This is a genomic window from Cupriavidus sp. UGS-1 (genome assembly GCF_021213615.1).
Lineage (GTDB): Bacteria > Pseudomonadota > Gammaproteobacteria > Burkholderiales > Burkholderiaceae > Cupriavidus.
On record NZ_JAJQJF010000010.1, the window covers coordinates 84024 to 98924 of the forward strand.

19 protein-coding genes are annotated in these 14901 nt (G+C 63.7%); 17 read left to right on the forward strand and 2 right to left on the reverse strand.

Features of this window, described 5'->3' with window-relative positions:
* Positions 1 to 68 precede the first annotated feature (68 nt).
* The 11 genes from hisH to LRR16_RS14655 all read left to right on the forward strand — a co-directional run bounded on the left by hisH (position 69) and on the right by LRR16_RS14655 (position 7418).
* Positions 69 to 722, forward strand: coding sequence for an imidazole glycerol phosphate synthase subunit HisH (hisH, locus tag LRR16_RS14605; RefSeq protein ID WP_023263297.1), 654 nt, complete (start codon positions 69 to 71; stop codon positions 720 to 722).
* Between the two features lie 90 nt (positions 723 to 812).
* Positions 813 to 1559, forward strand: a complete 747-nt coding sequence (gene hisA / locus LRR16_RS14610; protein ID WP_006575774.1) for a 1-(5-phosphoribosyl)-5-[(5-phosphoribosylamino)methylideneamino]imidazole-4-carboxamide isomerase — start codon at positions 813 to 815, stop codon at positions 1557 to 1559.
* Between the two features lie 75 nt (positions 1560 to 1634).
* Complete coding sequence (gene hisF, locus LRR16_RS14615) at positions 1635 to 2405, forward strand: imidazole glycerol phosphate synthase subunit HisF (RefSeq protein ID WP_006575775.1); 771 nt, start codon at positions 1635 to 1637, stop codon at positions 2403 to 2405.
* Positions 2406 to 2407: 2 nt separating this feature from the next.
* The gene (gene hisI, locus LRR16_RS14620) at positions 2408 to 2815 is read left to right on the forward strand and encodes a phosphoribosyl-AMP cyclohydrolase (RefSeq protein ID WP_006575776.1); all 408 of its coding nucleotides are present in this window, start codon (positions 2408 to 2410) and stop codon (positions 2813 to 2815) included.
* A complete protein-coding gene (locus tag LRR16_RS14625; RefSeq protein WP_232206323.1) occupies positions 2815 to 3207 on the forward strand; it encodes a phosphoribosyl-ATP diphosphatase in 393 nt (130 codons plus the stop codon). Before hisI ends, LRR16_RS14625 begins: the two co-directional genes overlap by 1 nt.
* A gap of 85 nt (positions 3208 to 3292) precedes the next feature.
* Entirely contained in the window at positions 3293 to 3700 is a 408-nt protein-coding gene (locus LRR16_RS14630) for a hypothetical protein (RefSeq protein ID WP_232206324.1), read from the forward strand.
* Positions 3701 to 3766: 66 nt separating this feature from the next.
* On the forward strand, positions 3767 to 4123 hold the full coding sequence (locus LRR16_RS14635; protein ID WP_006575779.1) for a histidine triad nucleotide-binding protein: 357 nt from the start codon (positions 3767 to 3769) through the stop codon (positions 4121 to 4123).
* Between the two features lie 147 nt (positions 4124 to 4270).
* Positions 4271 to 4513 (forward strand): Sec-independent protein translocase subunit TatA, encoded by a 243-nt coding sequence (tatA, locus tag LRR16_RS14640; RefSeq protein ID WP_006575780.1) that lies wholly within the window; start codon positions 4271 to 4273, stop codon positions 4511 to 4513.
* 144 nt (positions 4514 to 4657) lie between these two features.
* Positions 4658 to 5179: a Sec-independent protein translocase protein TatB gene (gene tatB / locus LRR16_RS14645; protein WP_006575781.1), complete on the forward strand. Its 522-nt coding sequence runs from the start codon at positions 4658 to 4660 to the stop codon at positions 5177 to 5179.
* A 125-nt stretch (positions 5180 to 5304) separates the two neighbouring features.
* Positions 5305 to 6093, forward strand: coding sequence for a twin-arginine translocase subunit TatC (tatC, locus tag LRR16_RS14650; protein WP_006575782.1), 789 nt, complete (start codon positions 5305 to 5307; stop codon positions 6091 to 6093).
* 236 nt (positions 6094 to 6329) lie between these two features.
* A complete protein-coding gene (locus tag LRR16_RS14655; protein WP_006575783.1) occupies positions 6330 to 7418 on the forward strand; it encodes a porin in 1089 nt (362 codons plus the stop codon).
* A gap of 534 nt (positions 7419 to 7952) precedes the next feature.
* Here LRR16_RS14655 and LRR16_RS14660 read toward each other — a convergent pair.
* On the reverse strand, positions 7953 to 9143 hold the full coding sequence (locus LRR16_RS14660; protein WP_006575784.1) for a Do family serine endopeptidase: 1191 nt from the start codon (positions 9141 to 9143) through the stop codon (positions 7953 to 7955).
* A gap of 19 nt (positions 9144 to 9162) precedes the next feature.
* Between LRR16_RS14660 and LRR16_RS14665 the strand changes: the two genes are divergently transcribed.
* Positions 9163 to 9909: a Nif3-like dinuclear metal center hexameric protein gene (locus LRR16_RS14665; protein ID WP_232206325.1), complete on the forward strand. Its 747-nt coding sequence runs from the start codon at positions 9163 to 9165 to the stop codon at positions 9907 to 9909.
* A gap of 62 nt (positions 9910 to 9971) precedes the next feature.
* Here the strand turns inward: LRR16_RS14665 and mscL are convergent, their stop codons facing one another.
* A complete protein-coding gene (gene mscL / locus LRR16_RS14670; protein WP_064577018.1) occupies positions 9972 to 10403 on the reverse strand; it encodes a large conductance mechanosensitive channel protein MscL in 432 nt (143 codons plus the stop codon).
* 232 nt (positions 10404 to 10635) lie between these two features.
* Here mscL and petA point away from each other — a divergent pair, with 232 nt between their 5' ends.
* The 5 genes from petA to LRR16_RS14695 all read left to right on the forward strand — a co-directional run bounded on the left by petA (position 10636) and on the right by LRR16_RS14695 (position 14827).
* Positions 10636 to 11253, forward strand: a complete 618-nt coding sequence (gene petA, locus LRR16_RS14675) for a ubiquinol-cytochrome c reductase iron-sulfur subunit (protein ID WP_023263298.1) — start codon at positions 10636 to 10638, stop codon at positions 11251 to 11253.
* 2 nt (positions 11254 to 11255) lie between these two features.
* On the forward strand, positions 11256 to 12659 hold the full coding sequence (locus LRR16_RS14680; RefSeq protein WP_006575788.1) for a cytochrome b: 1404 nt from the start codon (positions 11256 to 11258) through the stop codon (positions 12657 to 12659).
* A 26-nt stretch (positions 12660 to 12685) separates the two neighbouring features.
* Positions 12686 to 13429, forward strand: a complete 744-nt coding sequence (locus LRR16_RS14685; RefSeq protein WP_232206326.1) for a cytochrome c1 — start codon at positions 12686 to 12688, stop codon at positions 13427 to 13429.
* Between the two features lie 237 nt (positions 13430 to 13666).
* Positions 13667 to 14278, forward strand: a complete 612-nt coding sequence (locus LRR16_RS14690; RefSeq protein WP_006575790.1) for a glutathione S-transferase N-terminal domain-containing protein — start codon at positions 13667 to 13669, stop codon at positions 14276 to 14278.
* 54 nt (positions 14279 to 14332) lie between these two features.
* The gene (locus LRR16_RS14695; protein WP_006575791.1) at positions 14333 to 14827 is read left to right on the forward strand and encodes a ClpXP protease specificity-enhancing factor; all 495 of its coding nucleotides are present in this window, start codon (positions 14333 to 14335) and stop codon (positions 14825 to 14827) included.
* Positions 14828 to 14901 lie beyond the last annotated feature (74 nt).

A 14901-nucleotide genomic window follows, 5' to 3' on the forward strand; every position in this document is an offset into this window, starting at 1 on the left:
ACCGGACTCCACCACCCCCACCGTTTCCGAGGGGACGGCCGCGCGATGCCACGGCCGTTTCCAACATCATGACTACGATTGCAATTGTGGATTACGGCATGGGCAACCTGCGCTCGGTGGCGCAGGCGCTGCGCCGTGCGGCGCCGGACGCCGATGTGCGTGTCGTCGATGCGCCCGAGGGCATCCGTGCCGCCGAGCGCGTGGTGCTGCCCGGCCAGGGCGCGATGCCCGACTGCATGGCGGCGCTGAACGCCTCCGGGCTGCGCGAGGCCGTGCTCGAGGCCGCGGACAGCAAGCCGCTGCTGGGCGTGTGCGTTGGCGAACAGATGCTGTTCGAAGCGAGCAGGGAAAGTAGGGCCGGTGCGGACAGCACGCCATGCCTGGGCCTGATGCCGGGCGAGGTGGTGCGCTTCGAGCTCGACGGCATGACGCAGCCCGACGGCTCGCGCTACAAGGTGCCGCAGATGGGCTGGAACCGCGTTCGCCAGACCCGGCCGCATCCGCTGTGGCAGGGTATTCCCGATCAGAGCTGGTTCTATTTCGTACACAGCTACTATGTGCAGCCGCGCGATTCCGCCCATACTGCCGGGGAAACCGAATATGGCGTCGTGTTTACCAGCGCGGTGGCCCGGGATAATATTTTTGCCACGCAGTTCCACCCCGAGAAGAGCGCGGCGCTTGGCTTGCAGCTCTACCGGAACTTCGTGGACTGGAAGCCCTGATTCACCAAGCCGTTCGACGCAGGCAAGCCCGGGCCGGCAGCGCCGGTCACGCCAGGACAACCTTTTTACTTCAACACGCTCGTCACGCTTATGTTGCTCATTCCGGCCATCGACCTGAAGGACGGTCAGTGTGTACGCCTCAAACAAGGCGATATGGACCAGGCCACCGTCTTCTCCGAAGAGCCCGCCGCCATGGCACGACATTGGGTGGAACAGGGCGCGCGCCGTCTGCACCTGGTCGACCTGAACGGCGCCTTCGTCGGCAAGCCTCGCAATGAGGCGGCCATCAAGGCCATCATTGCCGAGGTCGGCGAAGAGATCCCGGTCCAGCTCGGCGGAGGCATCCGCGACCTGAACACCATCGAGCGCTGGCTGGACGACGGCCTGTCGTACATCATCATCGGCACCGCCGCGGTCAAGAACCCGGGCTTCCTGAAGGACGCGTGCTCGGCGTTCGGCGGCCACATCATCGTCGGCCTCGATGCGCGCGACGGCAAGGTCGCCACCGACGGCTGGAGCAAGCTGACCGGCCACGAGGTCATCGACCTGGCGCGCAAGTACGAGGACTACGGCGTCGAGGCGATCATCTATACCGACATCGGCCGCGACGGCATGCTGCAGGGCATCAACATCGATGCGACGGTCAAGCTGGCCCAGTCGGTGTCGATCCCGGTGATCGCCAGCGGCGGCCTGTCGAACATGAGCGATATCGACCGGCTGTGCTCGGTCGAGAGCGAAGGCGTCGAAGGGGTGATCTGCGGCCGCGCGATCTACTCCGGCGACCTGAATTTCGCGGACGCGCAGGCGCTCGCGGACAAACTGGGCGCGGACAAGTAAGCCGTCGCCATTGCGCCCGGGGGGCGCTGCTGCCCGCGTCGTGCCGCACTGGCGCGCCGCGTGGCAAGGATTCCGATGCTAGCCAAACGTATCATCCCCTGCCTGGACGTGACCAATGGGCGGGTGGTCAAAGGGGTCAACTTCGTCGAATTGCGCGACGCGGGCGATCCGGTCGAGATCGCGCGCCGTTATGACGAACAGGGCGCGGACGAAATCACGTTCCTGGACATCACCGCGACCAGCGACGGCCGCGACCTGATGCTGAACATCATCGAGGCGGTGGCCTCGCAGGTCTTCATTCCGCTGACGGTCGGCGGCGGCGTGCGCACCGTCGAGGACGTGCGCCGGCTGCTCAATGCCGGCGCGGACAAGATCAGCGTCAATTCGTCGGCGATCAGCAATCCGCAGCTGGTGTCCGATGCCACCGCGCGCTACGGTTCGCAGTGCATCGTGGTGGCGATCGACGCCAAGCGCAGCTCGGCACCGGGCGAGCCGCCGCGCTGGGAGGTGTTCACCCACGGCGGGCGCAAGGCGACCGGGCTCGACGCGGTCGAGTGGGCGCGCGAAATGGCGCGCCGCGGCGCCGGCGAGCTGCTGCTGACCAGCATGGACCGCGACGGCACCAGGAGTGGTTTCGATCTGGAGCTGACCCGCGCGGTCAGCGACGCGGTCGGCGTGCCGGTGATCGCCTCGGGCGGCGTCGGCGGGCTGCAGGATCTGGCCGACGGCATCCGCATCGGCCATGCCGACGCGGTGCTGGCGGCGAGCATCTTCCACTACGGCCAGCACACGGTGGCCGAGGCGAAGGCATTCATGGCCCGCGAGGGCATTCCGATGCGGGTTTGACGATGCAAAAGAAGTGGCTCAACAAGGTCAAGTGGGACGATCACGGCCTGGTGCCGGTGATCGTGCAGGAAGTCGGTTCCAACGACGTGCTGATGTTCGCCTTCATGAATCGCGAGGCGCTGCAGCGCACCGTCGAGCTCGGCGAGGCGGTGTTCTGGTCGCGCTCGCGCAAGCGGCTGTGGCACAAGGGCGAGGAATCGGGCCATGTGCAGAAGGTGCACGAGATCCGGCTGGACTGCGACGAGGACGTGGTACTGCTGAAGGTCACGCAGGCCGGCGACATCGCGTGTCATACCGGCCGCCATTCCTGCTTCTTCCAGAAATTCGAGGGCGACGTCGAGGACGGCGACTGGCAGACCGTCGAACCGGTGCTGAAGGACCCCTCGTCCATCTACGGCGGCAATCACTGATGAGCGACGCTTCTGCAAACCAGGCGGACGCGCTGGCCGACGTGCTGGCACGGGTGGCCGCGGTACTCGAATCGCGCAAGCCGGAACACGGCGGCGATCCCGACCAGTCCTATGTGGCGCGGCTGTTCCACAAGGGCGACGACGCGATCCTGAAGAAGATCGGCGAGGAAGCCACCGAAACCGTGATGGCGGCCAAGGACGCGCGCGCCGAGGGTCTCGCCGCGCCTGCGCTCGACAAGGTCGTCTACGAGGTCGCGGACCTGTGGTTCCACAGCATGGTGCTGCTGGCCCGCTTCGGCCTGAGCCCGGCCGACGTGGTCGCCGAACTGGCGCGCCGCGAAGGGCTGTCGGGACTGGCCGAAAAGGCGGCGCGCACGCCCGAGTCGAAGTGATCGTCGGCGCTCCTCGGCGGGCCGCGGTGTATCGTGTGGCACAGTATCGTCTGGACCGAACCGTGCGCACATGCAAGGAGGCGCAATGAGCAACGACTATCCCGGCCGCGATTATCCGGGCCAGGTGGTGCCGAGCAGCGGCGGCGCGCAGCTCGACAGCCTGCGCAAGCTGACCCACATCCTGTACGGGCTGTATGCGATTTTCTGGCTGACCGGCGGCATCACCGCGCTGATCGCGATCATCATCAACTACGTCAAGCGCGACGATGCGCGCGGCACGCTCTATGCATCGCACTTTGCGTGGCAGATCCGATCGTTCTGGTGGTCGGTCGCGTGGACCGTGCTCGGCGGCGTGCTGTTCGCCACCGTGGTCGGCATCGCGCTGGCCTTCATCGTCTGGGGCCTGTTGTCGCTGTGGATTCTTTACCGTATTGTCAAAGGCTGGTTGTATTTGAACGACAGCAAGCCGATGTACCCGGAGCAGCGTTTCTAGACGGCGCGAACTGGGCCAGGGTCGAATCGGGCTTGCCGGTGTCCTTCACTTCGCAATGAAACTTTCATGAACGCACACGAGAATTGCATCTTCTGCAAGATCGTCGCCGGCCAGATACCGTCGCGCAAGGTGTACGAGGACGCCGACATGCTGGCGTTCCACGATATCCATCCGAAGGCGCCGGTGCACTTCCTGATCATTCCGAAGGTGCATGTGAACTCGCTCGCCGACTGTGGCCCGGGCGAAGGCGACGTGCTTGCTAAAATGCTGCTCAAGGCGCCGCAGCTGGCCCAGGAACTGGGTTGCGGCAATGGCTTTCGCACCGTGATCAACACCGGTCCGGATGGCGGCCAGGAGGTCTATCACCTGCATCTGCACGTGATGGGCGGGCCGCGGACCGAATGGAAGGTCGCGCTGCCGTAGCCGCGGCAAGCCTTCAGTAGAGAATCACGTCTGGCCGCTTGCGGCGGACGAAACAGCGCCGGCTACCGTCGCCCGGCGTGCGAGCTCGGACGGAACAACGGGTCCGCGTGGCAAGGTGCCCCGCGGGGCTTCATCAGGAGCAGGAAAATGGGTTCGTTTAGCATTTGGCATTGGCTGATCGTGCTGGTGATCGTCATGCTGGTCTTCGGTACGAAGAAGCTGCGCAACATCGGCCAGGATCTGGGCGGCGCGGTCAAGGGCTTCAAGGACGGCATGAAGGACCCCAACGCCCCGGCGGGCGAGGACACTGCCACCGGTACGCCGAAGGAACTGCGCGATTCGACCACGATCGACGTGGACGCCAAGGAAAAGTCGCGCCAGCAGCAGTAATCCGACCATGCAGTCAGTCGGCGTCCGGCCCGCACGGCCCCGCATCGGTCCGGCCGTGCCCCGGTACACTGATTTCCTCCTTCCTCCCGGCAGCGGCGTGCGGCATTGCGCCCGCCCGCTGTCGGCACTGGCATTGAATCCCGCATGATCGATCTGGGCATTTCCAAGCTGGCGCTGATCGGCGCGGTCGCGCTGATCGTGATCGGGCCCGAGCGGCTGCCCAAGGTCGCCCGCACCGTCGGCGCGCTGGTCGGCCGCGCGCAACGCTATATCAGCGACGTGAAGGCGGAGGTCAGCCGCGAAGTCGAACTCGATGAGTTGCGTCGGATGCGTACCGAGTTCGAGGACGCCGCGCGCGACGTCGAGCGGACCATCCATAAAGAGGTCAACGAGCAGACCCAGTCGCTGAACGAGGCATTGTCGGATGCGATCGCCGAGCCTGGCGCGCCCGGCGCCGGCTCGGGGGATGCGCCGGCGCCGTATGTGCCGAGCTGGGATACCGCGCACAAGATGCACAACGGCCGCAAGAGCTGGCGCGTCAAGCAGGCCGCCGTGCCGAAGTGGTACAAGCGCCAGAACAATGTCCGCGGCTGGGCGCAGTCCGGCGCTGCCCGCGTCAAGCGGCACCGCCCGGCAACGCGCCCCGCGCGTTCTTTCTTCGAGTGACCATGCGGCAGTCCGCCCCGATGCCGGCGGCCGACCGGTCCGCACGTTTGTCGCGCGCCTTGCCGCGTGCGATGTCGCTTTTCTCTTCCCTGTTGTCCGCCCACCGCTGCTGAGCGGCTGCCGCCATGAGCGAATCGCGTTCTCCCGAACCCCAAGACGAATCCCAGCAGGAAACCTTCATCTCGCATCTGGTGGAGCTGCGCGAGCGCATCGTCAAGGCCGTCGCCGGTGTGCTGGTGGTATTCGTCAGCCTGGTGTACTGGGCGCCGGATATCTTCAATCTGTTTGCGCGTCCGCTGATGGAGTCGCTGCCCAAGGGCGGCAAGATGATCGTCACCGACGTGACCGGCTCGTTCTTCGTGCCGATGAAGGTCACGTTGCTGGTCGCCTTCCTGATCGCGCTGCCATGGGTGCTGTACCAGGTCTGGCAATTCGTCGCGCCCGGTCTCTATCAGCATGAGAAGCGTTTGATCATGCCGCTGGTCACCAGCAGCTATCTGCTGTTCCTGTTCGGCGTGGCGTTCGCGTACTTCCTGGTGTTTCCCACGGTGTTCCATTTCATGGCGCACTACAACGCGCCGCTGGGCGCCGAGATGTCGACCGACATCGACAAGTATCTCGGCTTCGCGATGACAACGTTCCTCGCCTTCGGCATCACGTTCGAAGTGCCGGTGGTCGTCATCGTGCTGGTGCGCTTCGGCGTGGTGGAACTGGAGAAACTCAAGCAGATCCGCCCGTATGTGATCGTTGGCGCCTTCATCATCGCGGCCATTGTCACGCCGCCCGATGTGCTGTCGCAGCTGCTGCTGGCGATTCCGCTGATCCTGCTCTACGAGCTTGGCCTGCTGATGGCCAAGGTCATCGGCCGTCCGTTGCCCAATGACGGCGCCGCAAAGGAGTCGCAAGCCGACTGATTGGTGCTACGGGGCGCAAACATTGCGTCCTTTTTGCACCAAAATGGGGAAAATCACCGTTTCTCCTGTTGCTGTTCAGCAACAAAAGCCGCCCTCAGGAACGGTTTACGACGAAAAAGCCTTCTGAGCGCGCGGGAGCCTGACACATAATACGCAGCAGACGTGATGGTGAATGCGTCGCCCAAGCACTTGGGCAACCCAAGATTTCCCAATCAGTTGACAAGGAAAGTGTCGATATGAAGATGAAACTGTTTGCAGCTGCAGTCGCCGCCCTGGCCGCTGGTGGTGCCTACGCCCAGTCGAGCGTGACCCTGTACGGCGTGGTCGACGCTGGTATCGAGTACAACAACAACGCTGGTCAGACGGGCGAAAACCTGTTCAAGATGACGTCCGGCGGCCAGTCGGGCTCGCGTTGGGGCCTGCGTGGCGTGGAAGACCTGGGCGGTGGCCTGAAGGGTCTGTTCGTGCTGGAAAGCGGTTTCGATCTCGACACCGGCCGTTCGGGCCAAGGTGGCCGTCTGTTCGGTCGTAGCGCCTACGTCGGTCTGCAGAACCAGTTCGGCACCCTGACCCTGGGCCGTCAACAGACCCCGTTCTACGACTTCGGTCTGCAGTTCGACCCGATGGCGATCGCTCCGCGTTACTCGATCACCTCGCAAGCTGTCGAGTTCCAATCGCGTGCTGACAACGCCGTCAAGTACGTCGGCAAGTTCGGCGGCCTGACCGCGTCGGCAATGTACTCGTTCCGCGCTGACGGCCAAGAAGTTGCTGGCCGCAACGTGTTCGGCCGCGAAATGGGCGCCATGCTGTCGTACGCAGCTGGTCCGTTCGCGATCGGTGCTGCCTACGACGACCTGCACGTCGGTACCGAAGCTAACCAGGCTCCGGTGATCCGCCGCGCTACGGTTGCTGGTACCTACGCTTTCGGTCCGGCCAAGGCGTTCGTTGGCTACCGTTGGGCGAAGGCTTCGGACGGCGCTGTTCTGCCGGGCGCTGTTGGTGCTGACACCACGACGTCGAACCTGTACTGGGCTGGCCTGGCGTACCAAATGACCCCGGCCTTCTCGGTCACGGGTGCTGCGTACTACCAGGACTTCCGCCGCAGCGGTGCTGATCCGTGGCAATTCGTGCTGACCGGCGACTACGCTCTGTCGAAGCGCACCGACATCTACACCTCGCTGTCGTACACCCTGAACAAGGATGGTTCGGCTCTGGGCGTGTCGGGCTTCAACACCGCCGCTACCGCCACCGCGCCTGCCACGTTCAACGTGGAGCCGGGCAAGGACCAGTTCGGTGCCATCATCGGCGTGCGCCACAAGTTCTAATTTGACGCGAGCAATCGCATCAAGTTAGCTTGATCGAAACGCCGGCATCCTTCGGGATGCCGGCGTTTTGTTTTGTAGGGTCCGTTTTGTCAGGTCCGGATCTGCAGGATCGGGCGCTGCGACGCGCGCTATGCAAGCGGCGCGCTGCCCCGCCGAAGTGCTCTAGCTGTGGATTGCAGTCGACGAGCAGACGAACAGGCGGCGGCATGCTGTCGGGCTCCAACCGTCTCCTGGTATCTCCACGCTGGCGTCGACGTTTAGCCGAACGCCTGTCGGTGCGGCAGCATCGCCTTCATCGGTCCCCCAAAGCATGGCCGGGTTCGGTGTGGGTGGGCAGGGCAGCGCGAAGACCGGCTCTGCGCCATCAGCACGCGCATCTCGAAAGATCGCGCGGCGTAGGCCATACCGATCGGCAATCCGAATGGCAATCCATACCGCTCGGCTCATCCACGATCGGTAGACGCCAATAAAAAAGCCCCTTGGCAAACACCAAGGGGCTTTTGTTCGACCGCCGACGGGAAGGGAGGATCCTCCTCAATCTTCCTCGTCGTACGGCAACACACGCCGCGGCGGCGGAGGACGCTTGCCGATCATCACCGTGACTTCGGTCGGCTTGCCGCGGCGTACGACCTTCATCTTGACTTCCGTGCCCGGCTTGAGCTGCGCGATCGCATTGAGCAGGGCCGTGGTATCGGTGATCGGTTGATCCTGGACGGCGACCAGCACGTCTCCCGGACGCACGCCGGCCTTGTCGGCGGGGCCGCCCTGGACGATCGCGGCGATCAGCGCGCCCTCCTTCGCTTCGAGCCCGAACGATTCGGCGATCTCCGGCGTCATGTCCTGCGGCTCGACCCCGATCCAGCCGCGCGTCACCGAACCGGTCGAAATGATCGACTCCATTACCTGCTTGGCGGTCGACACCGGAATCGCGAAGCCGATCCCCAGCGAACCACCCGAGCGCGAGTAGATTGCCGTATTGATGCCCAGCAGATTGCCCTGCGCGTCGACCAGCGCGCCGCCAGAGTTGCCCGGGTTGATCGCGGCGTCGGTCTGGATGAAGTTTTCGAAGGTATTGATGCCGAGGTGGCTGCGGCCCAGCGCCGACACGATGCCCATCGTCACCGTCTGGCCCACGCCGAACGGGTTGCCGATCGCCAGCACCACATCGCCGACCTTGACGTTCTCGAGGCGCCCCAGCGTGATCGCCGGCAGATCCGTCAGCGTGATCTTGAGCACCGCCAGGTCCGTTTCCGGGTCGGAGCCCACGACCTTGGCGTTGGCCTTGCGGCCATCGGTCAGCGCGACCTCGATCTCGTCGGCGCCGTCCACCACATGATGGTTGGTTAGAATGTAGCCCTCGGCGCTGACGATCACCCCCGAGCCCAGGCTCGATACCGGCTCCTGCCGCTCGGGCAGCCGGTCACCGAAGAAGAAGCGGAACCACGGATCGTCGGCCTGCGGATTGCCCCGGCGCGCGCCGTTCTTGCTGGTGAAGATGTTGACGACCGCCGGCATCGCCAGCTGCGCCGCCTCGCTATACGAGCGTTCCGCCGATGGTCCGGTGACATTCGGCACCACTTCCTTGAGCGCGACGATCGGCGAACCGGATTGGACCGCGACGCGCCCGCGTTGCAGCCAATCCGGTTTCAACGTCGCCACGACAAACCAGATGGCCAGCACAACCGTGACGGCCTGGGCAAAGAACAGCCAGAAGCGGCGCAACATATTGGAGTTTGGGCTGAAAATGAAAACAAAAGAGCTTGAATTGTACTTGAACGACCTGTTGGAGGTCCCCCGCTACAAGGACTATTGTCCGAATGGTCTGCAAGTACAAGGTCGGCCGGAAGTCACTCATATCGTGACCGGAGTGACCGCCAGTGTTGCTCTGCTCGATGCCGCGATCGAAGCCGGTGCCGATGCCATCCTGGTCCATCACGGCTATTTCTGGCGCGGCGAGGATGCCCGCGTGATCGGCCAAAAGCATGGCCGGCTGCGCCGCCTGCTGGTGTCGGACACCAATCTGCTGGCCTACCACCTGCCGCTCGACGGCCATCCCGAACTAGGCAACAACGCCCAACTGGGACGCGAGCTCGGCTTGAATCCGACCGGACGTTTCGGCGACGACCAGCTCGGCTGGACCGGCACGCTGCCGCAATCGATGACGCTGCGCATGCTGGCCGACCACATCGCCGGCGTGCTCGGCCGCGAGCCGCTGGCGATCGGCGATCCGGATCTGCCGGTACGCACGGTTGGCTGGTGTACCGGCGGCGCGCAAGGCTATTTCGACGGAGCGATTGCCGCGGGAGTCGATGTCTATCTGAGCGGCGAGGTGTCCGAGCAGACCACGCATCTGGCGCGCGAGAGCGGCGTCGGCTATATCGCCGCCGGCCATCACGCCACCGAGCGCTACGGCGTCCGCGCGCTCGGCACCCATCTGGCGCAGCAGTTCGGCCTGCGCCATACCTTCATCGACATTCCGAACCCGGTATAAAGCGGGCTTTCTCGGCCGGCTTTCTCACCGGGCGCCGGCCGTGAGGCCGGTACCGACTGCACTCAGGCGCGGCTGCTCTTCAGGCTGTCTCGGATCTCGCGCAGCAGCTTGATGTCTTCCGGATCCTCTGGCGCCGGTGCCGGCGGTTCGGCGGCGCGCAGGCGATTGATCGCACGTACCATCATGAAAATGATGAAGGCCAGGATCAGGAAGTTGACCAGGATGGTCAGGAAATTGCCGTAGGCGAATACCGGCACGCCGGCCTTTTTCAAGGCATCGAGCGTCATTGGCGTTCCCGCGGGGGGATCGGACAACACCAGAAACAGATTGGAAAAGTCCAGTTTGCCGATGATGCGGCCCACCAGGGGCATGATCAGGTCATTGACCACGGAATCCACGATTTTTCCGAAAGCCGCGCCGATAATCACGCCGACCGCGAGGTCGACCACGTTGCCGCGCATCGCGAAGGTCTTGAATTCCGACATCATGCTCATGGCTTAACTCCTTGCTGTTGTTCATTTTTCACCACGGACCGCAGCGCAAGACTGCCGCAACGATGCCGCAAACGCAAGCCTGAAGCGGCTTTGCGGCAGACTGATGTCGCTCCCCTACACCCTGGCGCGATGACCGAACACCCCCGGGTAACCGCGCTTTCACTGGCCAATGTGCCTAAGGTACAATTTACGGTTGACGCAAAATCTAAATTGACTTCCCCTGGGGTTTGGAATGAGTGACCAGCAAAGCGTGAAGAGCGTGGATAAGGGGCGTCGCAATTGGTTGATCGCGACGTCTGTGGCTGGCGGCATCGGAGGAGTGGCAGTTGCGGTGCCGTTTGTCAGTACGTTTGCACCGTCGGAAAAGGCCAAGGCGGCAGGCGCGCCGGTCGAGGCCGACATCAGCGGGCTCAAGCCCGGCGAAATGATGACGGTCGAATGGCGCGGCAAGCCCGTCTGGATTCTGCGTCGCACCGACGAAATGCTGGCGTCGCTGAAAAAGACCGACGCCGAAGTGGCCGACCCGGACTCGGAAATCCCGTTCACGATGGAGACCCCCGAGTACTGCAGGAACGAAACCCGCTCCCGGCCCGAGCACAAGGACATTCTCGTCGTCGTCGGTATCTGCTCCCATCTCGGTTGCTCCCCGTCCGGCCCGTTCGCGGCTGGCGCCAATCCCACCCTCGGTTCCGACCCCGGTTTCCTCTGCCCGTGCCACGGCTCGACTTTCGACCTGGCAGGCCGCGTCTTCAAGAACAAGCCGGCACCCCAGAACCTTGACGTTCCCCCATACCAGTTCCTCACCGACACCACGATCGTGATCGGCAAAGACGAAAAAGGAGAGGCTTGATCATGGCGGCGGAAAAGCAAGTCAAGACGACCGGCCTGCTGGGCTGGATCGACGCGCGCTTCCCGGCGACGCAGCTGTGGGAAGACCATCTGTCGAAGTACTACGCACCGAAGAACTTCAACTTCTGGTACTTCTTCGGCTCGCTGGCGCTGCTGGTGCTGGTGATCCAGATCGTCACCGGCATTTTCCTGGTGATGAACTACAAGCCCGACGGCACGCTGAACGCCGCCGGCATCCCGGTGGCCTACGCCAGCGTCGAGTTCATCATGCGCGAGGTGCCCTGGGGCTGGTTGATCCGCTACATGCACTCGACCGGCGCCTCGGCGTTCTTCGTGGTCGTCTATCTGCACATGTTCCGCGGGCTGCTGTACGGTTCGTACCGCAAGCCGCGCGAACTGGTCTGGATCTTCGGCTGCCTGATCTTCCTGACGCTGATGGCCGAAGCCTTCATGGGCTATCTGCTGCCGTGGGGCCAGATGTCGTACTGGGGCGCCCAGGTGATCGTCAACCTGTTCTCGGCGATCCCGGTGATCGGCCAGGACCTGTCGCTGTTCATCCGCGGTGACTACGTGGTCAGCGACGCAACGCTGAACCGCTTCTTCTCGTTCCACGTGATCGCCGTGCCGCTGGTGCTGCTGGGTCTGGTGGTCGCGCACATCATCGCCCTGCACGAAGTGGGCTCGAACAACCCGGATGGCGTCGAGATCAAGGCCAACAAGGACGAAAACGGCGTGCCGATCGACGGCATCCCGTTCCACCCGTACTACTCGGTGCACGACCTGATGGGCGTTGGCGTGTTCCTGATCCTCTTCTCGGCCGTGATCTTCTTCTTCCCCGAGATGGGCGGCTACTTCCTGGAACACAACAACTTCTTCCCGGCCGATCCGCTGAAGACGCCGCCGCACATCGCGCCGGTCTGGTATTTCACGCCGTTCTATTCGATGCTGCGTGCCACCACGGCCAACTTCCTGCCGATCCTGTGGATCTTCTTCGCGGTGCTGCTGGGCATCCTGTTCCTGCGCAGCAAGAGCCTGAAGGTCAAGGGCATCGCGGTCGCGATCGCCGTGCTGCTGGCGCTGGGCTTCTACTTCATCGACGCCAAGTTCTGGGGTGTGGTGATCATGGGCGGTTCGGTGATCATCCTGTTCTTCCTGCCCTGGCTCGACCATTCGCCGGTCAAGTCGATCCGCTACCGTCCGGCTTTCCACAAGACGATCCTGATGGTCTTCGTCGTGTTCTTCCTGATCCTGGGCTACCTCGGCGTGCAGCCGCCGTCGCCGATCGGTGAGAAGGTGTCGCAGCTGGGTACGCTGCTGTACTTCGCCTTCTTCCTCGCGATGCCGCTGTGGAGCCGCGTCGGCACCTTCCAGCCGGTGCCCGACCGCGTGACGTTCAAGCACCACTAAGCCAGGCCCAAGGACAAGGAACAACGATGAAAAAGCTGCTTTCCATTCTCGCGCTGGCCGGTGCGTGCTTTGCCGGTGCGCCCGCCATCGCCGCCGAAGGGGGCTATCCGCTCGAGCCGGCGCCGGTCAACACCAGCGACCTGTTCTCGCTGCAGCGTGGCGCCAAGCTGTTCGTCAACTACTGCCTGAACTGCCACGGCGCGTCGATGATGCGCTACAACCGGCTGCGCGATATCGGCCTGACCGAAGAGCAGATCCGCGAGAACCTGATGTTCACCGCGGACAAGGTCGGCGAAACGATGACCATCGCGATGCAGCCGAAGGACGCCAAGGCGTGGTTCGGCGCCGCGCCGCCGGATCTGTCGGTGATCGCCCGCGCCCGCGGCGACGCGTGGCTGTATACGTATCTACGTACCTTCTACCGCGACGACACCCGTGCGACCGGCTGGAACAACCTGGTCTTCCCGAGCGTCGGCATGCCGCACGTGCTGTGGGAACTGCAGGGCCAGCGCGCCGCCAAGTTCGCCGAAGCGGAAGAGCATGGTCAGAAAGTGCACAAGTTCGTCGGTTTCGAACAGCTGACGCCCGGCAGCATGACGCCGCTGCAGTACGATACCGCCGTCGCCGACCTGGTCGCCTATCTGGACTGGATGGCCGAGCCGGCGCAGAACCATCGCCGCCGTCTCGGCGTGTGGGTGCTGCTGTTCCTGGGCGTCTTCACCGTGTTCGCCTGGCGCCTGAACGCCGCCTACTGGAAAGACGTCAAGTAATTCCGGTAGACCGCCCGAGGGCTAGTGCGGAGTTGCGTATGCGGCACCGCCTGGCCCTTTTTCCTTTGTGACGGAATGAATTTTGGATCGAGCCCGGGGCGCCCCATGCGGCGCCCGCCGAGCCACCAATCCAGCATTCCGTTACGCTATTTGTAACGAATTTGCTTTCCGATGGTGGGTTCTGACAGAATGTTTGACCCAACTTCGGCCTAGCGCCGCCTCCAAGGAATCCCAACCATGATGGTGTTGTATTCGGGCACCACCTGCCCGTTCTCTCAGCGTTGCCGCCTGGTCCTGTTCGAAAAGGGCATGGACTTCGAAATCCGCGACGTCGACCTGTTCAACAAGCCGGAAGACATCTCGGTGATGAATCCCTACGGCCAGGTCCCCATCCTGGTCGAGCGCGACCTGATCCTGTACGAATCCAACATCATTAACGAGTACATCGACGAGCGCTTCCCGCACCCGCAGCTGATGCCGGCCGATCCGGTGCAGCGCGCCCGCGCCCGCCTGTTCCTGTTCAACTTCGAGAAGGAACTGTTCACCCACGTCTACGTGCTGGAGAACGAAAAGGGCAAGACCGCCGAGAAGAGCCACGAGCGTGCCCGCGGCGCGATCCGCGACCGCCTGACGCAACTGGCGCCGATCTTCGTCAAGAACAAGTACATGCTCGGCGAAGAGTTCTCGATGCTGGACGTTGCCATCGCCCCGCTGCTGTGGCGCCTGGATCATTACGGCATCGAGCTGTCGAAGAACGCCGCGCCGCTGCTGAAGTACGCGGAACGGATCTTCAGCCGCCCCGCCTATATCGAAGCGCTGACCCCGTCGGAAAAGGTGATGCGCCGCTAAGCCGGCCCGGCCCGAGCCCGCTCGGGCCACCGGCGCGACGCCACTGGAAGTCTTATGCCTGAAACCTCGACCAAGCCCTACCTGATCCGCGCCATTTACGAATGGTGCACGGACAACGGCTTCACTCCGTATATCGCCGTGTTCGTCGACGCGAACACCAACGTGCCGCGCGAATTCGTCAAGAACAACGAGATCGTGCTGAACGTCAGCTTCGACGCGACCAGCGGTCTGGAAATGGGCAACGAGTGGATCAGCTTCAGCGCCCGCTTCGGCGGCGTCTCGCGCAAGCTCGACGTGCCGGTCGATAACGTGCTGGCAATCTACGCGCGCGAGAACGGGCAGGGCATGGCCTTCCCGGTCGAACGCAGCGTGCCAGAGACCCAGGCTGCAACCGAACGAGAACTGAATCCGCCGCCGAAACTGGCTCCGGTCGAAAGCGATGGCGCCGCGCAAGCCGACGGCGCCGATGCTTCGGACGACGACGATCCGAATCCGCCCCCGGTGCCCCGGATTGGTACGCGCAAGCCTTCGTTGAAGGTCGTCAAGTAAGCCCCTTCGGCCGGTCAGTTCTTGACTGGCCAACCATCGCCAAGGCAGCCCGCATGCAGTAGAATCGCGGTCTG